A 20,095-nucleotide genomic window follows, 5' to 3' on the forward strand; every position below is an offset into this window, starting at 1 on the left:
CGGAGAGGTGAAGCTGGACCGTCGAATCAGCACCGACCGTTAGGCTGAGGCCGTGCTGGACCTGCGCTCCGACCCCATTACCCTGACCGCGGCCCTGGTGGACATCCCCAGCGAGTCGCGGCACGAAGCGCAGATCGCCGACCAGGTCGAAGCCGCCCTGCGAGCCCAGACCTCCGGTTTCGAGATCATTCGTGACGGCGATGCGGTGCTGGCCCGCACCCAACTGGGGCGCCCGACCCGGGTGCTTTTGGCCGGGCACCTGGACACCGTGCCGGTGGCCGGCAATCTGCCCAGCCGGCGCACTACTACCGGTGACGAGGGTGACGTGCTGCACGGTTGCGGCACCGTCGACATGAAATCCGGTGTCGCCGTCTTCCTGCACCTGGCTGCCACCGTCGTCGAACCCGTTCACGATCTGACCTGCGTGTTCTACGACTGCGAGGAGATCGAGGCGGCCGCCAACGGGCTGGGCCGCATCGAACGCAACCTGCCGGACTGGCTGACGGCCGACGTCGCCATCCTCGGCGAGCCCACCGGCGGTTACATCGAGGCCGGCTGTCAGGGCACGCTGCGGGTGGTGATCAGCGCGGCGGGCACCCGGGCGCATTCGGCGCGCTCCTGGTTGGGCGACAACGCCATCCACAAGCTGGGGGCGGTACTGAATCGACTGGCCGCGTACCAGCCGCGCAGTGTCGACATCGACGGCTGTGTCTACCGCGAGGGACTGTCCGCGGTGCGCATCGACGGCGGGGTGGCCGGCAACGTCATCCCCGATGCCGCGAGCGTGACCGTGAACTTCCGCTTCGCCCCGGACCGCACGCCCCACGAGGCGCTGATCCACGTGCAGGAGGTGTTCGACGGCCTGCACGTCGTGATCGAGCAGACCGACTCCGCCGCCGGCGCCCTGCCGGGGCTGACCGCGCCCGCCGCGGCAGCGCTGGTGGCCGCCGCCGGTGGCCAGGTGCGGGCCAAGTACGGCTGGACCGACGTGTCGCGGTTCGCCGCCCGTGGCATCCCCGCGGTCAACTACGGGCCGGGCGATCCCAACCTCGCTCACACCGTCGACGAGCGGGTGCCGGTCGAGCAGATCAGCACGGTGGCCGCGCTGCTGCGCGGCTACCTCAGCCCTTAACCCGGTCCAGCGCGCTCCGGCCGAACGCGCAGTCGACCTCCGCGCACAGCCGGCCCAACGGATCGACGGCCCGGGCATCGCCCAGCTGGGCGGCCACGTACCAGGCCTGCAGCGCCACCGCCGACTGCCCGGTGCGCTCGGCCATCCGGGCGGCATCCCGGGCAGCGGCGATCGCGCCGTGCTGATCGCGCATGCCGGCCCGCTGCCAGGCCCGCGCCACTCCCAACTCTGGAGCGAACAGCGCCGATTTGGTGCCGTGCCGGGATTCGGCCCGGCTCAACGCCTTTGCCGCGCCGGCGATGTCGGACTGGCGGGCCAGCGCGGTGGCCAGCAGCGTCAGCGACAGCGGGCCCCACGAGTAGCCGGTGCGCTCCAGGGTGGCCGCCGCCGGTGCCAACAGCTTGGTTGCGGCGTCGAACTCTTCGGCGGCGATCAGCACCTTGGCCACCAGCACCTCGCCGATCGCCCGGCCGGGCTGGGACAGCTCGGCGAAATCGGTGAACTGCCAGGCCAACTCGCGTGCCTGCGCGAGTCGGTCGGCCATCAACAGTGCGGTGATCTCGGCGAGCCCGACGGTGAACCGCAGCACCCCGGGATGTTCGGCGTCCAGCGCACGGCGTGCCAGGGGAGCGACGTCGTCGAAGCGGCCGGCCCGCGCCGCGCACAGCGCCGCGGCGCTGCCCGCCCAGGCCACCGCCATGTCGTCGGCGGCCGGGTCCGCCAGGACCGCGGTAGCGGCCTGCACGGCTCGGCCGATGTTGCCGGCATTCATCGCGAAGGTGGCGCCGAGTGCGTCCAGGGTGATGCGCGGCGCGAGGCCCTGAACCCGGCCACGCGTGGCGGCCAGGAAAGCGGCGGCGCGTTCGGGCTCGCCGAGCATGAAGAACTGATTGGCGGCACGCGGCAGTGCCCAGGCCATCAACTCCGGCTCACTGAGCCCGGCCGGATCGACCGCGCCCAGCACCGCGTCGGCGTCACGCCCGCGGCCCTGCCACCCCAGTGCGTGCGCCAGCGCCAGCCGGGCCGGCAATTCGTCCGCCCGATCCAGGGCGTTGCGGGCCAGCCGTTCACCCAGCTGCAGATCGCCCAGCCGCAGCGCCTGCTGGGCCGCGTCCACCACGTCGGCGGCGGGCTGCGGGGCGTCGCTGTCGGCCGCCAATGCCGCCAGCCGCAACTGCTCGCCGACGTGCGCGCACGGCCGGGCCGCCAGCACCCGGACCACCTCGGTGCGCCGGGCGCGGGCACCGGCCACCCCCAGCGCGCCGCGAGCCCGCTCGGCGAACAGCGGGTGAGCGGTGTAGACGACGGGGTCCGGTTCGCGGCCGCCCCGAGCGCGGGTCTCGACCGCGCCCAGCTCCTCGGCGTGGCGGACCGCGTCGGCACTGGTCAGGTCGATCAGGTCGACCAGCGCCAGTGGTTCGAAGACGGCCAGGTAGTCCAGCGTCGAACGCGCGTCGGCCGGCAAGCCCGCCACGAAGGCGTCCACGTCCCGATCGGCCTCACCCGCTTCGTCGGAGGCCGTGACGTCGACGCGGGTCAGCAGATCGTCGCCCCACAGCGCGGTGATCGGCGGCGGGGGTGCGGGGGAGCAGTCGGCGCGGCCGGTGACGATCACTCTGGCCGTCCCGGTCAGCGCCAACTGGTAGACCAGCGTTGCCGACAAGATGTCGAGGAGATGGGCGTCGTCGACCACCAGCAGCAGATCGCCCGCCGCATCGACCAGCGATGCGCGCGCCGCCCGCAGCAGCGCGGCGGGCTTGCCGATGTCGGCCACCGCGATCAGATGGCTGAAGGCGCCGAACGGCACGTCGCGCTCGGCGGGGGTGCCGATCACCCAGCACACTCGGGTTCCGGGGTGGCGGTCGGCGTGGTCTTCAGCGGCCAACCGGGCCAGGGTGGACTTGCCGCACCCGTCGGGACCGAGCACCACCGCGCCGGCCCGGGGCCCGTCGGGGGCGAGCGCTGCGGTGAGCTGATGCAACGCCGCCGAATGCTCGGGGACGTTCCACCGGATCGGCATCGCCGAGAGTTTACGGTCTGAGCCAACGGCCCGATAGCCTTTCGGTGTGCGGTGCAGCGAATGGGCGGTCTGTGTCTACTGCGCGTCGGGTCCCACCGATCCGGCACTGTTGGCGCTGGCCGCCAAGGTCGGTGCGGCGATCGCCGAGCGGGGTTGGACGTTGGTGTGGGGAGGCGGCAACGTCTCGGCGATGGGTGCGCTCGCCGTGGCCGCCCGCGAGCGCGGCGGGCACACCGTCGGGGTGATCCCCAAAGCGCTGCTGCACCGCGAGGTGGCCGATGTCGACGCCGACGAGCTGATCGTCACCGACACCATGCGCGAGCGAAAGCAGGTGATGGATGACCGCGCCGACGCGTTCCTGACCCTGCCCGGCGGTATCGGCACGCTCGAAGAGCTGTTCGAGACATGGACCGCCGGGTATCTGGGCATGCACGACAAAGAGGTGGTGCTGCTGGATCCCGACGGCCACTACGAGGGTCTGTGGACGTGGCTGTCGGGGCTGATCGACACCGGGTTCGTGTCCCGCCGTGCGATGGACCGCCTGCTGGTGTTCGGCGAGATGGAGGCGGCACTGGACGCCTGTTCACCCGGTACCGCCGGTACCGGTTAAGCTCTCGATTTTCGGCGAAATGAGGCGATAACGTGTCCGACCACGACTCCGGCACCGTCACCCAGGTGGGACTGGTCGACATTCTGGCCCGCACGCCACGGCTGTTGGCCGACGCGCCGACCATCCTGCGCGGGCTGTGGACCGGGCTGCGGGCCCGCCCCACCTCCAAGGCCTCGATCGGCAAGGTCTTCCAGGACCGTGCGGCCCAAGTCGGTGACCGGGTCTTCATCCGGTTCGGCGAGCAGCAACTGACCTACCGCGAAGCCAACGAGACCGTCAACCGCTACGCCGCCGTGCTGGCCGCGCGCGGCGTCGGCCACGGCGATGTCGTCGGGATCATGCTGCGCAACTCCCCGGACGCGGTGTTGATGATGCTGGCCGTCGCCAAATGCGGTGGGGTCGCCGGCATGCTCAACTACCACCAGCGTGGCGACGTGCTGGCCCACAGCCTGGGCGTGCTGAACGCCACCCTGCTGGTCGCGGAGTCCGACCTGGTCGATGCCGTCAAGGAATGCGGTTGCACCGACGTGCCGGTGACCATCGAGGAGTTCCGTCGACTGGCCGCCACCGCACCGGCCGGCAACCCCGCCTCGGTCAACGCGGTCCTGGCCAAGGACACCGCGTTCTACATCTTCACCTCCGGCACCACCGGCTACCCCAAAGCCAGCGTGATGACGCACTACCGGTGGCTGCGCGCGCTGGCGACCTTCGGGGGCGTCGGGCTGCGGCTGCGCGGCAGCGACACGCTGTACTGCTGCCTGCCGCTCTATCACAACAATGCGCTGACGGTCGCGGTGTCGTCGGTGCTCAACGCCGGTGCCACGCTGGCCCTGGGCCGCTCGTTCTCGGCGTCGCGGTTCTGGGACGAGGTGATCGCCGCGGACGCCACGGCATTCGTCTACATCGGCGAGCTCTGCCGGTACCTGCTCAACCAGCCCGCCAAGGCAACCGATCGTGCGCACAAGGTGCGGGTGATCGCCGGCAACGGGCTGCGGCCGGAGATCTGGGACGAGTTCACCCAGCGGTTCGGGATCAAGCGGGTCTGCGAGTTCTACGCCGCCAGCGAGAGCAACAGCGCCTTCCTCAACGTGTTCAACGTGCCGCGCAGTACCGGCGTCTACCCGCTGCCGCTGGCCTATGTGCAGTACGACCCCGACACCGGCCTGCCGCTGCGCGGCGACGACGGCTGGGTGCAGCGGGTGCCTGCCGGCCAGCCCGGGCTGTTGCTGAGCCCGGTGAACCGGTTCTCCCCGTTCGACGGTTACACCGACCCGGAGGCCAACGAGAAGAAGCTGGTGCGCAACGCCTTCAAAGACGGCGACTGCTGGTTCAACACCGGTGACCTGATGCGCCCACAGGGCATGGGTCACGCCGCCTTCGTCGATCGACTCGGGGACACCTTCCGGTGGAAGGGCGAGAACGTGGCTACGACGCAGGTCGAGGCCGCGCTGGGCGCCGACGAGTCGGTCGAGGAGTGCGCCGTCTACGGGGTCGAGGTGCCCGGTACCGGCGGCCGTGCCGGGATGGCCGCGGTCAAACTGCGTGACGGCGCGACGTTCGACGGGCCCGGGCTGGCCGCCGTGGTCAATGACCAGCTGCCCTCCTATGCGGTGCCGCTGTTCGTGCGGGTGGTGGCGTCGATGGCCCACACCACCACGTTCAAGAGTCGCAAGGTGGAGCTGCGTGAGCAGGGCTATGGCGGCGGGGGCGCCGTCATCGAGGACCCGCTGTACGTGCTGGCCGGCCGGGGCGAGGGCTACGTGCCCTACTACGCCGACTATCCGACCGAAGTAGCCGCGGGCAAGCGTCCACAGGGCTGACGTCGCGGGCGGTTTCCCACCTGGCCCGCGCTACGGCGCGGCGCCGGTTTCGGTTTCGCCCAGGCTTGCCCGTTCGACGCTGAGTAGGCTCGCGGTCTCGTGTGCTTCGCGGTAGGCACGGGCGCCGCCGTTGCACCCGAACAGCCGTTTGCTCCAGAGCAGCCAGAGGACCGCGGCGACATTGATCAGCAGTGCGCCGACCCGAAGCACCGTGATCTTCTCCGAGAGCTCGTAGATTTCCAGAGGAAGAAAAACACTGGTCGCGACCACCGCGAAGTATTCGCCCCACCGCCTCATCAGCCACAGCCCGACCGCCTCGACAAGCTCGATCGCCGCATAGGCGGCCAGCGCCGCGGCGATCCACAGCAGGGTCGACGACGACAGGGCGAACGCCTGGGCGATGTGCCGAATCAGCTTCGAGTTGTCCGGATCCCAACCGATCTGATCTGCCAGGGGCTGGAGCAACGGCAAGTCCCGTTCGAAGGCGTCCTGCAGGCGTTCGCGTGATCCGCTGACTTTGAACACTCCAGCCGCCACCAACAGGAAAATCATGCAGCGAACCGCGCGCTCGACCGCGAGTGCTCGCATCAAGATCCGGTCGCGCAGCATCGGACCACGGGGAATCTCCGGCGCTGTGTCGGCTGGGCCGCTGCCGCGGGGAGCCCCCACCACGAATGTTTCGCAGCGCAGGCACCGCCATGCCTCGCCCACGGGCGTCTCGGCCCGCAGTCGACTCCGCAGTTCCGGCTCGTCGGGAGCGAACGTCGCGTGCCCGCGCACTCCGCACGAGCGAAGAGCAAAATCCACCATGTGAGCACGGTAGTGTCCTGGCGCCCGTAGGCCACCAGGCACCATAGAACGGTGCAGTCCCTTTTCTGCGGCCGTCCGGTGGCGGCTGATCGAGCGCTGATCATGGCGATCGTCAACCGCACCCCGGACTCGTTCTATGACGCGGGCGCCACGTTCACCGACGAGGCGGCCAAGTCCGCCGTGCACCGCGCAGTGGCCGACGGCGCCGATGTCATCGACGTCGGCGGAGTCAAGGCGGGGCCGGGGGAGACCGTGGACGCCGACACCGAGACCGCACGGGTGGTGCCGTTCATCGAATGGCTGCGCAGCGCCTATCCCGACCAGCTGATCAGCGTGGACACCTGGCGTGCCGAGGTGGCCAAACGCGCCTGCGCGGCCGGCGCCGACCTGATCAACGACACCTGGGCCGGGATCGACCCGGAGCTGCCGGCCGTGGCCGCCGAGTTCGGGGCGGGGCTGGTGTGCTCGCACACCGGAGGGGCGAAACCGCGCACCCGCCCATTCCGGGTGAGCTACGGCACCAGCGTCGACGGAGTGGTGAAAGCGGTGATCAGCGAGGTCACCGCGGCCGCCGAGCGGGCAGTGGCGGCCGGGGTGGGCCGGGATCGGGTGCTGATCGATCCCACCCATGATTTCGGCAAGAACACCTTCCACGGGCTAGCGTTGTTGCGACACACGGAGGACCTGGTCGGTACCGGATGGCCGGTGCTGATGGCGCTCTCCAACAAAGACTTCATCGGGGAGACTCTTGGAGTGGGCCTCACCGAACGACTGGATGGAACATTGGCGGCCACCGCGCTGGCGGCGGCCGCCGGAGCCCGGATGTTTCGGGTTCATGAGGTCGGGCCGACCCGGCGCGTACTGGAGATGGTGGCATCGATCCAGGGCGTGCGGGCCCCGACCCGCACAGTAAGGGGACTCGCATGACACCGCCGGCGACGATGCAGCGCGAAGCGATGCTGGGGAGAGGCGTAGATGACTGAGCTGGTCTCGGCGCCGGGCGACACCCGGCTGTCCGGGCGCACCTGGACCCGGCCGCAGTGGACGGTGGCCGAGCTGCTGGCGGCCAAGGCCAAGACCGGTCGCAGCGTCTCGGTGGTGCTGCCCGCCTTGAACGAACAGGCGACCATCGAGTCGGTTATCGACAGCATCACGCCGCTGGTCGACAACCTGGTCGACGAGCTGATCGTGCTGGACTCCGGCTCCACCGACGACACCGAGATCCGGTCCATCGCTGCCGGCGCCCGCGTTGTCAGCCGCGAACAGGCCGTCCCAGAGGTCGCAACGCAGCCCGGTAAGGGCGAAGCCCTGTGGCGGTCACTGGCGGCCACCAGCGGCGACATCGTGGTGTTCATCGACTCCGACCTCATCGAGCCCGATCCGATGTTCGTGCCCAACCTGGTCGGGCCCCTGCTCACCGGAGACGGCGTCCACCTCGTCAAAGGTTTCTACCGGCGGCCGCTGAAGGTCAACGGCACCGAGGAACCCACCGGCGGGGGCCGGGTCACCGAGCTGGTGGCCCGACCGCTGTTGACCGCGCTGCGCCCCGATCTGGGTGCGGTGATCCAGCCGTTGGGCGGTGAGTACGCGGGCAGTCGTGAGCTGTTGGCGTCGGTTCCGTTCGCGCCCGGCTACGGGGTGGAGATCGGGCTGTTGATCGACACCTACGACCGGTTGGGGCTCGAGGCGATCGCCCAGGTCAACCTGGGCGTGCGCGCCCACCGCAATCGCCCGCTGTCGGAGTTGGCCGTGATGAGCCGCCAAGTCGTCGCCACGTTGCTGTCGCGGTGCGGCGTCCCGGATTCCGGGGTTGGCCTCACCCAGTTCGTCGCCGACGGCCCGGACGGAATGGACTATCTGCCGCGCACCACGCCGTTGTCGCTGGTCGACCGGCCGCCGATGAACACTCTGCGTCAGCGCTGATCGGGTCGGCCTGCCCCTCGTGTCGGTGCAATGAGGCACTATCGATGCCGTGACACTGGTGTTGCTGTACCTCGTTGTCCTTGTGCTCACCGCGTTGCTGCTGTTCGGGGTGGCCAGCACGCTGTTCGGCCGGGGTGAGCGGCTGCCGCCGCTGCCCCGGGCCACGACGGCGACCATGCTGCCCGCCTCCGGCGTCACCGGTGCCGATGTCGACGCGGTCAAGTTCTCGCAGGTGCTGCGCGGCTACAACACCGGTGAGGTCGACTGGGTGCTGGAGCGCCTCGGTGCCGAGCTTGACCAGCTTCGCGGCCAGCTCGCCGCGGCGCATGCCGCCGCCGCGTCCGCGCCGGAGTCCCGGTGAGCAGCGCGCCCGACGACGGCCAGATCCGGTGCGGCTGGGTCGACAGCGCCTCGGTGCTCTACCGCGACTACCACGACCAGGAGTGGGGCCGTCCGGTGCGGGACCCGGCAGCACTGTTCGAGCGGATCAGCCTGGAAGCCTTCCAGAGCGGACTGTCGTGGCTGGTGATCCTGCGCAAGCGGGAGAACTTCCGGCGGGCGTTCGCCGATTTCGACGTCGAAACCGTCGCGCGTTTCACCGACGCCGACGTGGCGCGGCTGATGAACGACGCCGGCATCGTGCGCAACCGAGCCAAGATCGAAGCCACGATCGCCAACGCCCGGGCAACTATTGACCTCGGTGCCACCGATTTGGCGGACCTGTTGTGGTCATTCGCCCCGCCGCCGCGTCCGCGTCCGGCAGACCTCTCGGCAATTCCAGCCGTCACTCCGGAATCGACGGCGATGGCGCGCGAATTGAAGCGTCGCGGGTTCCGATTCGTCGGGCCCACCACCGCGTACGCGTTGATGCAGGCCACGGGCATGGTGGACGACCACGTCCAGGCATGTTGGGTGCCGCCGGTAACCGCCTAGATCCTTTAAAATGCACTACGGAATCGGGTCTTGTGCACGCGCCGTCGCCGATAGGGGAGAATGGCGGAGTGAATTTGCAGTTCGAAGCCGGACGCTGCGACTGCCGTGCACACCCGGCGCAGATCATGGGCACGGCCTGCGGGCTGGTACCTGGAGGGAGCACTCGATGGCGGCGATGAAGCCCCGGACCGGCGACGGTCCGTTGGAAGCGACCAAAGAGGGGCGAGGCATCGTAATGCGCGTACCGCTTGAGGGCGGTGGACGACTGGTCGTCGAACTGACTCCCGATGAGGCCGCCGCGCTCGGCGACGAACTCAAAGCCGTCACCGGCGGCTAGGGGCTAGCGGCCCGCCTGCCGGTAGACCGCCAAGGTCTGCTCGGCCACCCGCGCCCAGGAGAACACCTCCTCGCAGCGACGCCTGCCGGCGTCGCCGTAGCGTTGCGCACGGGCTGGGTCGGCGATCAAGGCGTTGACCGCTTCGGCGAGTCCGGCGTGATAGCCGTCCGGATCGGCGGCGTCGTAGTGGACCAGGGTGCCGGTCTCACCGTCGGTGACTACCTCCGGGATGCCCCCGACGTCTGAGGCGACCACCGCGGTGCCACAGGCCATCGCCTCCAGATTGACGATGCCCAACGGCTCGTAGACCGACGGGCATACAAAAACCGTTGCCGCCGACAGTAATTCGCGGATCTGCCGGGCGGGCAGGGTTTCTTGGATCCAGAACACCCCGCCGCGGGTGGCCGCCAGATCGGCGACGGCGGCACTGACCTCATCGGCGATCTCCGGTGTGTCCGGAGCGCCCGCACACAACACCAATTGCGCCTCCGGGTGGAGCCGGTGGGCGGCGGCCACCAGATGGGCCACCCCCTTCTGCCGGGTGATCCGCCCGACGAAGGCCACCATCGGCCGGTCCGGGTCGACACCGAGTTCGGCGGGCATCGAGTCCGGTCCGGTCGGCTGCGGACGCCAGACGTCGGTGTCGATGCCGCTGTAGATCACGTGCACGCGGTCCGGGCGCAGGTCCGGGTAGACCCGCAGCAGGTCGTCGCGCATGGCCGAGCTGACCGCGATGATCGCGTCGGCGGCGATCGTCGCCTCCTTCTCGGCCCAGGACGACACCCGGTAGCCCCCGCCCAGCTGTTCGGCCTTCCAGGGGCGCAGCGGCTCCAGCGAATGCGCGGTCAGCACATGCGGGATGTCGTACAGCAGCGCCGCCAGCCGGCCGGCTAAGGCGGTGTACCAGGTGTGGGAGTGCGCGACATCGGCTGTGCTGACGGCGTCGACCATCGTCAGGTCGGCCGAGAGCGTGCCGAGCGCCGGATTGGCGTCCCGCAGCGCCGGATCGGGCTGATGCGCGTGCGCGCCCGGGCGGGGTGCGCCCATGCAGTGCACGTCGACGTGGCATAACCGCCGCAGCGCCTCGACCAGGTTGGTGACATGGACACCCGCGCCGCCGTAGATCTCCGGAGGGTATTCCCGAGTCAGCATCGCCACCCGCATAACCGGCACGGTAGCGGTCGCAGATCGCCGGCCGCACAGCGGATCGACCGACGATTTGTAGGCGGGCTTTTGTAAAGAACCGTCGTCAATCGTGCGGTCAACCTGGCAGGGCTTCGAAGCGGCCGATAGGTTTGTGGCCATGAGGGAAGCGCCGCATGTGCTGGGCATCGTCCTGGCCGGTGGGGAGGGCAAGCGGCTGCACCCGCTGACCGCGGACCGGGCCAAGCCGGCGGTCCCTTTCGGGGGTGCCTACCGGTTGATCGACTTCGTGCTGTCGAATCTGGTCAATGCACGCTACCTGCGGATCTGCGTTCTGACGCAGTACAAGTCGCATTCGCTGGACCGGCACATCTCGCAGAACTGGCGGTTGAGCGGCCTGGCGGGGGAGTACATCACCCCGGTGCCGGCGCAGCAGCGCCTCGGCCCGCGCTGGTACACCGGGTCCGCCGACGCCATCTATCAGTCGCTGAACCTGATCTTCGACGAAGACCCGGACTACATCGTGGTCTTCGGCGCCGACCACGTGTACCGGATGGACCCCGAACAGATGGTGCGCTTCCACATCGCCAGCGGCGCCGGGGCCACGGTCGCGGGGGTTCGGGTGCCGCGCGCGGAAGCATCCTCGTTCGGTTGCATCGACGCCGACGAGTCCGGCCGGATCCGCGGCTTCCTGGAGAAGCCGGCGAACCCGCCTGGCACGCCCGATGATCCGCTCAGCACGTATGTGTCGATGGGCAACTACGTCTTCACCACCAAGGTGCTGATCGATGCGATCCGCGCCGATGCCGACGATGATCACTCCGACCACGACATGGGCGGTGACATCATGCCGCGCCTGGTGGGCGACGGCATGGCCGCGGTCTACGACTTCTCCGACAACGAGGTGCCCGGCGCCACCGAGCGCGACCGCGGCTACTGGCGTGACGTCGGAACCCTGGACGCGTTCTACGACGCGCACATGGACTTGGTGTCGGCGCACCCGGTGTTCAACCTGTACAACAACCGCTGGCCGATTCACGGCGCGACCGAGAACCTGGCGCCGGCGAAGTTCGTCAACGGGGGCTCGGCGCAGGAGTCGGTGGTGGGTGCCGGCAGCGTCATCTCGGCGGGCTCGGTGCGTAACTCGGTGCTGTCGTCGAATGTGGTGATCGACGACGGCGCGATCGTGGAGGACAGCGTGATCATGCCCGGGGCCCGGGTGGGGCGCGGCGCGGTGGTGCGGCACGCGATCCTCGACAAGAACGTCGTGGTCGGTCCCGGCGAGATGATCGGTGTCGACCTGGAGAAGGACCGGGAACGGTTCTCCATCAGCGCCGGCGGCGTGGTCGCCGTCGGCAAGGGCGTCTGGATCTAGCGGGTCGGCGCCGTCTTCTCGCCGAGCGTGAAGCCAGCTTCACGCTCAGCGCCCCAGCGTGAAGCCAGCTTGACGCTGGGGCAGGAAGTTACGGCCTAGAACGGCTCTTCGGCACCACCGGGGTTGCAGCCGTTGGCGAGCAGATTCAGCGAGCTCACGTCCGGGCGCCACGGCTCGAGGTTCCAACTGGTCTTGCCGGGTTGGATGAACTCGGCGAACTGCCAGTGGCACAGGAACTGTGCCCGCATCCCGGCGTTGTTGGCCTCCGGGTTGCGCTTGAGGACCTCCGCCCAGGCCTGCTCGCCCTGGCGCAGGGTGCCGGGCTCGCCGGCCTCGGTTCGGCCGGTCTCGGTCGGATAGACGCGCAGGCTGGTTCCGCCGTCGTAGGTCACCCACTGGGTGTTGGCGACGTACGGCGCCGCGCTGATGCCCGCGGCGCCCAGGAAGCCGCCGGCACCGCCCAGGCCACCCGCGCCGCCCTCACCGCCGAGGCCACCGTCGCCGCCGCGGCCGAACACCAGCCCGCCCGCGCCGCCGTCGCCCCCGGCGCCGCCGTTCTCGTCGTCGCCGCCCGCACCGCCGACACCGCCGTCACCGCCACGGCCCAGCCACCAGGCCCCGGCGCCGCCCACTCCGCCGTCACCGCCGATGTCTCCTGCAACACCGGTGCCCCCGGCGCCGCCGGTACCTCCGGTGCCGAGCAGCATGCCGAGTCCCACGCCCCCGGTGCCGCCGCCCGCGCCCGCCCCGCCGGCGCCGCCGGTACCGCCCAGACCCATGAACCAGCCGCCGGCCCCGCCGTCGCCGCCGGCGGAGCCGACGCCGCCCAGGCCGCCGGCGCCGCCGTTGCCGAAGAAGCCCGCGTCGCCGCCGGCACCGCCGACGCCGTCGATACCCGCGATGCCGGCTCCGCCGTCGCCGAACAGGAACCCGCCGTCACCGGCGTTGCCGAACCAGCCCCACTGACCGAACAGGCTGGTGTTGACGCCGTCGAACCCGTCGATGCCGTCGCCGATCAGATCGCGACCGAACAGTGTGTCGAACGGTGCGTTGATCAGGCCGAGGCTCAGCTCGCCGAACGGGCTGGAGATCCACTGCTGCAATCCGGCGTGCAGGGGTGCGTAGATGTACTGGTTCACCAACTCGGCGGTGTCCAGGGATTGGCTCGGGCCCGGCCAGGCCAGGACCGCGTCGATGACGTCGGAGAACAGCTTGTCGGTGGCCGGATCGAGTTGGTCGGTGAAGGACTGCACCAGCGCCATCAGGCTGCCCAGGTCGAGCCCGCCTGCCGCACTGCCGGCGACCTCCACCGGTGCCGCGGCGTCGAGCAGCCAGTCCCAATCCGCCTGCGCGGGGGCGGCGGCCAGCATCGGGGTGAGGCCGACGACCAGGGCGCCTGCTGCGGCAGCGGCCATCCGGGTGGGGGAGGTGGCGAGGCTGCGGGTGCTGCCCCGCTTGAGTGCACGCATGGCTCTGGCTATCTCCCCAAGTAGGAATTAACAGTTTCTACTTAGGGAACTGTAAGCCACGGGGGTCCACGGCGGTATCCCGCCGGGCCGCTCACCAGAGGTAGGGCAGCAAACGGTAACGGACCTGCCGGGTGTATTCGCGATACCCACTGAGTTCCTGGGTCAGCAACTGCTCCTCATCGAGGATCCGCACCACCAGGATGGGCAGGCTGATCAGCGTGCCGGCCAGTCCCCAGTACGAGCCGAGCGCCAACGCGAGACCGACCATGGTGACCAGCAGGGAGAAGTACATCGGGTGCCGGACCAGGCCGTACATGCCGGTCGCAATCACCGGCTGGTTGTCCTCGACGGTGATGTTGGCTGCGGCGTAGCCGTTCTGCACGACGGCCAGGATGCCCAGGCACAGCCCGAGCACCACCACGACCTGGCCCAGCGCCGACACGGCTGTCGGCGGCGCCGACCAGCCGAACCGGTGATCCAGTGCGCTGATCACGAACACCGAGCCGAACGCTGCGATCAGGGCCGTGCTGGCCAGCTTCTGCGCCAGCCGGGTTTCGGCCTTAGGTCCGCCACGCAGCCGCCGCTGCAACACCGCTGGATTGGTGAGACCCCAGTAGATGCAGCACGCGATGCTGATGACGGCGTAGACGGCCAGGAACACCCAGGCCTGCCAGTAGTCGAAAGTGCCTGCCGGCCAGAACAAGAGCAGACCGTAGACGACCGCTGCGATCAGCCCGTAGCCCACGCCTTGACCGATTGCCTTGACATTCATCGGCGTCTCCTTCCGTTGTCACCACACGTAGGGCAGCAGGCGGTAACGCACCCGCGTGGTGTACTCGCGATATCCGCTGAGCTCGTGGGTCAGCAGCTGCTCCTCGTCGAGGATGCGCACCACCAGCACGATCAGCCCGGGCACCAGGAAGACCAACCCCCAGTAGGAGCCGAGCGCGAGCGGGACGCCGACCATCAACAGCACGTTGCCGGTGTACATCGGATGCCGGACCACCCCGTACAGGCCCGTCGAGATCAGCGTCTGGTCCGCCTCGACCGTGACGTTGGCGGCCGCATAACCGTTCTGGATGACCACCACCATGGCGACTACCAGCCCGATCGCCACCAGGGCATCACCCAACAGACAGACCGGCGTAGGCACCGCCGACCACCCCAGCCGGTGATCGATCACGCTGACGACGAACATGGCCGGGAAGCAGACGAAGATGACAGCGATGACGACTCGCTGCAGGGTCCGCGTCTCGGCGGCCGGGCCGAAGCGCATCCGGCGCTCCAGGGCGGCCGGATTGGTGCGGATCAGATACAGGCTGGGAATCCAGGTGGACAGGGCGAAAACCGCGAGGAACACCCAGGCCTGCCAGTAGTGCAGCGTTCCGGCGGGCACGAACAGCAACAGTCCGAAGGCGATCAGACCCAAGGTTGCTGAAAGCAATCCCTTGCCCATGGTTTTCATGCCTGCCTCCTTACGTCGTGAGATCTCTGCGGCGGAATGCCCAGGCGCCCAGCGCGATCAGTGCGGTGTCGATCGCCAACAGCACGATCAGCGGCACAACACTGAACGTGCCGTTTCCGACCAGCGGGATGTGGCCGAAGGGTTCGAAGTCGATGACCCACTGCGGCAGGCCGGAGATGGAGCCGAGCAGATACACCGCGACGAAGCCGGTCAGCACCGCCCACGCCGCGGGCGCCACTCGCGGGACGAGCCCGAACAGGGCCACCGCCACGGCCGCGGGGAGCCAGGTCGCCGGCAGCTGCACCGCCGCGCTGCCCACCACCGCTGGCAACTGCCCGCCGATGTCGCCGGCGGCGGTTCCGTAGACGATTCCGGCCACCAGCCCGGCGGCCAGCATCGCAAACGTCGACCCGGCCAGTGCGGCGACCAGATGACTGGCCAACCAACGGTCTCGCGACAGCGCTCCGGCAAGCAGTGTCTCGCCGCGCGTGGCGCTTTCCTCCTGGTGCAGCCGCAGCGCCAGCGACACCGCGAAAGCGGCGGCCACCATGCCCAGCATGCTGAAGGCCACCGCGACGAATGCGTGCTCCAGTGCCGCGGTTCCGCCGAGCCGGATGACGATGTCGCGGGCACGGTCGCTGCCCACCTCGTCGCCGATGCCGTGCACCACGCTGCCGACCAGCAATCCGTAGAGCAGTAGGCCCGTCGTCCACAGCAGCAGGGCCCCGCGGTCGAGCCGCCACACCAGTCCGAACGCACCGCCCAGGGTCGGCGCTGCCCGCCGCGGGCCGGGGCGGTCGGCCAGCAGCCCGGCGCCGACATCACGACGGGCCGCGAGTTGATACGCCAGCCAGACGAGTGCCGCGGTCGTCGTCAGGTGCAGCAGCAACACCCACCAGCGGTCACCGGCGTACGGCCGGATCTGCAGCGACCAGCCCAGCGGCGACAGCCACGACAGCCCGCCTGATCCCGCATCGCCCACGGCGCGCAGCGTGAAGGCGCCGGCCAGCACACCGAACGCGGCGCCGCGGGCGAACCGGGCTCCGGGCGACAGCTGGGCGGCGACCGCGGCCACGGCGGTGAACACCAGCCCGGAACAGGCCAGCGCGGCCCCGAACGCACACGATCCGGCTGCCGGCACGTCGGTGGTCAGCAGCCCAACCGTCCCGATCACCCCGGTGGCCACCGACGCCCCCGCGGCCAACAGCAACGCGGCGGTCAGCCCGGCGTAGCGGCCCACCGCGGTCGAGTCGATCAACTCGGTGCGGCCGGTCTCCTCATCGGCGCGGGTGTGGCGGATGACGGTCAGGATCACCGCCACCGCGATGAGCAGGTGGAATATCCCGGCCTTCCAGATACCCACCGCGCCCAGGGAGTCGTTGTAGACCTGGCCGTACATCGCGCGTTGCGCCGGGCTGGCCATGATGGTCGCGGCCAGGCCGGCGCGGTCGGCGGCGGTGGGATAGATGGCCTGGATGCTCGCGATGTAGACGCTGGCCAGCGGCAGCGACAACAGCAGCACCCACAGTGGCAGCACGATGCGGTCGCGGCGCAGGCACAGGCGCAGCAACCCCAGTGTGCCAACAAGATTCGAGACCCGGCGGTATTGCGGGGACGCAGGCTGCGCGACGACGGTGCCCGCGGTGGTCATGCCCGGACCGTGTCGTAGTGACGCAAGAACAGCTCTTCGAGCGTCGGCGGCCGGCTGGTGAGGCTGCGCACGCCGGCCGCGCCGAGCACCGCGACGAGCTCTGCGAGGCTGGCGCTGTCGACCTGGGCGTGCAGCACGGTGCCGGAGTAGCGCACGTCCGCGACGCCCGGAATGCGAGTCAGATCACCGGGATCGCGCATCAGGTCGGCCTGAATCGAGGTGCGGCGCAGGTGTCGCAGGGATTCCAGCGAGCCACTTTCGACGACGCGCCCGGCCCGGATGATCGTCACCCGCTGGCACAGCGTCTCGGTCTCGGCCAGGATGTGGCTGGACAGCAGGACAGTGGCGCCGCGATGGCTCGCCTCGGCGACGCACTGCTGGAATACGTTCTCCATCAAAGGGTCCAGTCCGCTGCTGGGCTCGTCGAGTACGAGCAGGCGGGCGTGTGAGGAGAAGGCGGAGATCAGCGAGACCTTCTGGCGGTTGCCCTTGGAATAGGTGCGGGCCTTTTTGCTCGGGTCCAGGTCGAAGCGTTCGATCAACTCGTCGCGGCGGCGCTCGTCGATACCGCCGCGCATCCGCGCCAACAGGTCGATGATCTCGCCGCCGGTCAGTGTCGGCCACAAGGTGACATCGCCCGGCACGTAGGCGATCTCGCGGTGTAGCTCGACCGCGTCGGTCCAGGGATCACCGCCGAGCAGCCGGACGGTTCCGCTGTCGGCCTTCACCAGGCCCAGCAGGACGCGGATCGTGGTGGATTTCCCGGCGCCGTTGGGGCCGAGAAAGCCGTGCACCTCACCGCCGTAGACGGTCAGATCCAGTCCGTCGAGCGCCTTGACCTGGCCGAAGTTCTTCTCCAGTCCCCGGATTTCGATTGCCGGCCAATGGTTGTCAGGTCGCATCGGTTCCCCCTTGTTCGGTTGCCAGGAAAGCGTCGTACATGGTTCGGTCGGTCATCAGGCCCTCGGTGTACAACTCGAGTGCGGGTAGGACCATGTCGCGGGCGTAATCACGTAGCACGGCCCGCAGATCGGTCGGGTTCTCGTGCATCTGCAGATACAGCAGGAATCCGCCACCGTTGTTCATGGCCAGGAAGCGGGCTCGGGCTTTCGGGTCGCGGCTGGGTTTGAGGGTGCCGGCGCGGACGCCCTCGTCGAGGTAGCCCTCGGCGTTGTCGATCATCCTGCGCCACAACGTGTCTGCCAGTTCGCCGCCGGACTGCATGCTGCGGACCAGGTAGGCCATCATCGACGCGTAGGACTCGATCTCGGCCATCGCGGCGAACCAGGTTCCGGGGTCGGCCGAGCGCATCGCCTCGGATTTGCCGCTGCGGATCTCTTCGGCGACGAACTCGTCGCAGGCCCTACGCAACCCTTCTTTGGAGCCGAAGTGATGGATGACCAGGGCAGCGCTGACTCCGGCGGCCTCGGCGATGGCCCGGACGCTCACGGCGAAGCCGTGCCGCCCGAACTGGTCGATGGCCGCATCGCGGATTTTCGCCGCCGCCGTCAGGTCCGCTGAACGCATGTTCAATACGCTAAACACGCGTTCAGCGCAGTGTCAAGCATTTGCACCCCGCGCGAGCGTGCGTGTTTGTACGCCTCAACGCGGCGTGTCGCGTACAAACACGCACGCTCGCGTCTTAGGGGGCGAGTGGGGGTAAGGCGTCTTGGTCAGTCGCGGACGGCGGCCAGCAGCCCGTCGCCCAGCGGAATCAGCGCCGGGGTCAGCCGCTCGTCCACGGCGATCAACCGGGCTGCTTCGCGTACCGCCAGCACTTCGGCGTCGTTGGCCGCCGGGTCTCCAGCCCGGCCGCCCAACGCCGCCCGGTGCACCACGACTACGCCGCCGGGCCGCAGCAACCGCACGGCCTCCAGTACGTAGCCGGGCTGGTCGATCGGGTCGGCGTCCACGAACACCAGGTCGTAGGACGCATCGGCGAGACGGGTCAGGACCTCTTGGGCGCGACCGCTGATGAACCGGGTTCGGCCGGGCCCGATGCCGGCGTCACCGAATGCCTGCTTGGCCGTGCGCTGGTGCTCCGGCTCGATGTCGATCGTGGTCAGCACACCGTCTTCGCCCATGCCCGACAGCAGCCAGAGCCCACTGACGCCGGCCCCGGTGCCCACCTCGACCACCGCCTTACCGCCGCTGAGCTTGGTCAGCAGGCTCAACAATGCGCCGACCGCGGCACTGATCGAGCCGACGCCGATCTCGCCGGCCCGGTCGCGGGCCGCCGCCAGCACCGCGTCCTCGGTCATGGAGTCCTCGGCGTGCGTCAACAGGGCATCGGCTCGACTGCGCGGCGGCTCCCCGGGAGTGTCGTCAGTGCTGGCCATGTCCGCAGCGTAGGACAAGGCGCTTGGGGGCCGCGAACCGGCGCGCCCGCCCGACACGCCCGGGGCACGGCCCGTGTCCGAACTGTTACCTGGACGTATAACCGCACTGCGCGGGCGATTCGAACACAGGTTCACAGTCCGCGTTCAGTGACAGCACAGAGCGGACATACAGCGATAGGCAACGGTATCGGCATGGAACGAGGTATGAACCGGCCTCGAGACGCTCGGAATACGAGGGGCCCGTTGCGCGTTGACCGCGATAGTGCGCTGCCGTCGCCTGACGGCGGCCTCGAGCTGGAGGACGTCGCCATAACCACATTGCTGCCCCCGGTCGCCATGTCGCACCCGACCACCCACTCGGACCGGTACTCCGACACCGACTGGGTCGAACCGTCTGAGGAGGCGCAGGGCACCGCGGTGTTCGACGCCACCGGAGACGTTGCGGCGATGCCGTCCTGGGACGAATTGGTGCGCCAGCACGCCGACCGGGTCTACCGGCTGGCATACCGGCTATCCGGAAACCAGCACGACGCAGAGGATCTCACCCAGGAGACCTTCATCCGGGTGTTCCGTTCGGTGCACAACTACCAGCCCGGAACCTTCGAGGGCTGGCTGCACCGCATCACCACCAACCTGTTCTTGGACATGGTGCGCAAGCGGGGCCGCGTCCGTATGGAGGCGCTGCCGGAGGACTACGACCGGGTGCCCGCCGACGAGCCCGACCCCGAGCAGATCTACCACGATGCGCGGCTGGATCCCGACCTGCAGGCGGCGCTGGACTCGTTGGCGCCGGAGTTCCGGGCCGCGGTCGTCCTGTGCGACATCGAAGGTCTGTCCTACGAGGAGGTCGGGGCGACCCTCGGCGTGAAGCTGGGCACCGTGCGCAGCCGCATTCACCGGGGCCGTCAGGCTCTGCGCGACTATCTCGCCGCCCGGGCCGGCCAGCGTGACGGTTCGGCCTTCGGCGGTGTCGCGGCAGGCTGAGCTCGGCTCGGCCCTCGGTTTCCACGTCCGCGAGCGGTATCGCGCTACATTCTTATTGGGCCTTTATTCCGCCCGATTGAGTGC

General features: G+C 69.4%; 20 protein-coding genes. 10 read left to right on the forward strand and 10 right to left on the reverse strand.

Going from position 1 to position 20,095, the window contains the following annotated elements:
* Positions 1-52: 52 nt before the first annotated feature.
* Positions 53-1,132, forward strand: a complete 1,080-nt coding sequence (gene dapE, locus ACKY0W_RS06120) for a succinyl-diaminopimelate desuccinylase (protein ID WP_409436814.1) — start codon at positions 53-55, stop codon at positions 1,130-1,132.
* Here the strand turns inward: dapE and ACKY0W_RS06125 are convergent.
* A complete protein-coding gene (locus tag ACKY0W_RS06125) occupies positions 1,122-3,152 on the reverse strand; it encodes an AAA family ATPase (RefSeq protein ID WP_409436815.1) in 2,031 nt (676 codons plus the stop codon). The two genes, dapE and ACKY0W_RS06125, sit on opposite strands and share 11 nt — an antisense overlap.
* A gap of 46 nt (positions 3,153-3,198) precedes the next feature.
* Here ACKY0W_RS06125 and ACKY0W_RS06130 point away from each other — a divergent pair, with 46 nt between their 5' ends.
* Positions 3,199-3,762: a TIGR00730 family Rossman fold protein gene (locus ACKY0W_RS06130; RefSeq protein ID WP_409436816.1), complete on the forward strand. Its 564-nt coding sequence runs from the start codon at positions 3,199-3,201 to the stop codon at positions 3,760-3,762.
* Between the two features lie 32 nt (positions 3,763-3,794).
* Complete coding sequence (gene fadD6 / locus ACKY0W_RS06135; protein ID WP_409436817.1) at positions 3,795-5,582, forward strand: long-chain-acyl-CoA synthetase FadD6; 1,788 nt, start codon at positions 3,795-3,797, stop codon at positions 5,580-5,582.
* Between the two features lie 30 nt (positions 5,583-5,612).
* Here the strand turns inward: fadD6 and ACKY0W_RS06140 are convergent, their stop codons facing one another.
* Entirely contained in the window at positions 5,613-6,392 is a 780-nt protein-coding gene (locus tag ACKY0W_RS06140) for a DUF2127 domain-containing protein (protein WP_409436818.1), read from the reverse strand.
* Positions 6,393-6,494: 102 nt separating this feature from the next.
* Here ACKY0W_RS06140 and folP point away from each other — a divergent pair, with 102 nt between their 5' ends.
* The 5 genes from folP to ACKY0W_RS06165 all read left to right on the forward strand — a co-directional run bounded on the left by folP (position 6,495) and on the right by ACKY0W_RS06165 (position 9,585).
* A complete protein-coding gene (gene folP, locus ACKY0W_RS06145; RefSeq protein WP_406781349.1) occupies positions 6,495-7,319 on the forward strand; it encodes a dihydropteroate synthase in 825 nt (274 codons plus the stop codon).
* Positions 7,320-7,367: 48 nt separating this feature from the next.
* Positions 7,368-8,315: a glucosyl-3-phosphoglycerate synthase gene (locus ACKY0W_RS06150; RefSeq protein WP_409436819.1), complete on the forward strand. Its 948-nt coding sequence runs from the start codon at positions 7,368-7,370 to the stop codon at positions 8,313-8,315.
* Positions 8,316-8,364: 49 nt separating this feature from the next.
* Positions 8,365-8,676 (forward strand): DivIVA domain-containing protein, encoded by a 312-nt coding sequence (locus ACKY0W_RS06155; protein ID WP_409436820.1) that lies wholly within the window; start codon positions 8,365-8,367, stop codon positions 8,674-8,676.
* Positions 8,673-9,248 (forward strand): DNA-3-methyladenine glycosylase I, encoded by a 576-nt coding sequence (locus ACKY0W_RS06160; RefSeq protein WP_409436821.1) that lies wholly within the window; start codon positions 8,673-8,675, stop codon positions 9,246-9,248. The genes ACKY0W_RS06155 and ACKY0W_RS06160 overlap by 4 nt, the downstream gene beginning before the upstream one ends.
* 166 nt (positions 9,249-9,414) lie before the next feature.
* Positions 9,415-9,585: a DUF3117 domain-containing protein gene (locus ACKY0W_RS06165; RefSeq protein WP_308486042.1), complete on the forward strand. Its 171-nt coding sequence runs from the start codon at positions 9,415-9,417 to the stop codon at positions 9,583-9,585.
* A 3-nt stretch (positions 9,586-9,588) separates the two neighbouring features.
* On the opposite strand, the gene glgA is transcribed toward ACKY0W_RS06165, so the two are convergent.
* Positions 9,589-10,749 carry a glycogen synthase gene (gene glgA, locus ACKY0W_RS06170; protein WP_409436822.1) on the reverse strand — a complete coding sequence of 387 codons (1,161 nt, stop codon included), beginning with the start codon at positions 10,747-10,749 and terminating at the stop codon, positions 9,589-9,591.
* A 139-nt stretch (positions 10,750-10,888) separates the two neighbouring features.
* Here glgA and glgC point away from each other — a divergent pair, with 139 nt between their 5' ends.
* Complete coding sequence (gene glgC, locus ACKY0W_RS06175) at positions 10,889-12,103, forward strand: glucose-1-phosphate adenylyltransferase (protein WP_406758815.1); 1,215 nt, start codon at positions 10,889-10,891, stop codon at positions 12,101-12,103.
* A 95-nt stretch (positions 12,104-12,198) separates the two neighbouring features.
* Here the strand turns inward: glgC and ACKY0W_RS06180 are convergent, their stop codons facing one another.
* The 7 genes from ACKY0W_RS06180 to ACKY0W_RS06210 form a co-directional block, all read right to left on the reverse strand.
* Positions 12,199-13,572: a DUF2599 domain-containing protein gene (locus ACKY0W_RS06180; protein WP_409436823.1), complete on the reverse strand. Its 1,374-nt coding sequence runs from the start codon at positions 13,570-13,572 to the stop codon at positions 12,199-12,201.
* Between the two features lie 91 nt (positions 13,573-13,663).
* Positions 13,664-14,344 carry a methyltransferase family protein gene (locus ACKY0W_RS06185; protein WP_409436824.1) on the reverse strand — a complete coding sequence of 227 codons (681 nt, stop codon included), beginning with the start codon at positions 14,342-14,344 and terminating at the stop codon, positions 13,664-13,666.
* 18 nt (positions 14,345-14,362) lie between these two features.
* The gene (locus ACKY0W_RS06190) at positions 14,363-15,037 is read right to left on the reverse strand and encodes a methyltransferase family protein (RefSeq protein WP_409436825.1); all 675 of its coding nucleotides are present in this window, start codon (positions 15,035-15,037) and stop codon (positions 14,363-14,365) included.
* 10 nt (positions 15,038-15,047) lie between these two features.
* A complete protein-coding gene (locus ACKY0W_RS06195) occupies positions 15,048-16,688 on the reverse strand; it encodes an ABC transporter permease (RefSeq protein WP_409436826.1) in 1,641 nt (546 codons plus the stop codon).
* Entirely contained in the window at positions 16,685-17,590 is a 906-nt protein-coding gene (locus tag ACKY0W_RS06200; RefSeq protein ID WP_409436827.1) for an ATP-binding cassette domain-containing protein, read from the reverse strand. Before ACKY0W_RS06200 ends, ACKY0W_RS06195 begins: the two co-directional genes overlap by 4 nt.
* Entirely contained in the window at positions 17,580-18,215 is a 636-nt protein-coding gene (locus ACKY0W_RS06205; RefSeq protein ID WP_409436828.1) for a TetR family transcriptional regulator, read from the reverse strand. The genes ACKY0W_RS06200 and ACKY0W_RS06205 overlap by 11 nt, the downstream gene beginning before the upstream one ends.
* A gap of 146 nt (positions 18,216-18,361) precedes the next feature.
* Complete coding sequence (locus tag ACKY0W_RS06210) at positions 18,362-19,027, reverse strand: O-methyltransferase (protein WP_409436829.1); 666 nt, start codon at positions 19,025-19,027, stop codon at positions 18,362-18,364.
* A 192-nt stretch (positions 19,028-19,219) separates the two neighbouring features.
* Here ACKY0W_RS06210 and sigE point away from each other — a divergent pair, with 192 nt between their 5' ends.
* Positions 19,220-20,011, forward strand: coding sequence for an RNA polymerase sigma factor SigE (gene sigE / locus ACKY0W_RS06215; protein WP_409436830.1), 792 nt, complete (start codon positions 19,220-19,222; stop codon positions 20,009-20,011).
* The last annotated feature ends 84 nt before the right edge of the window (positions 20,012-20,095 follow it).

The sequence above is a fragment of the Mycobacterium sp. SMC-14 genome (genome assembly GCF_046250075.1).
Taxonomy (GTDB): Bacteria; Actinomycetota; Actinomycetes; order Mycobacteriales; family Mycobacteriaceae; genus Mycobacterium.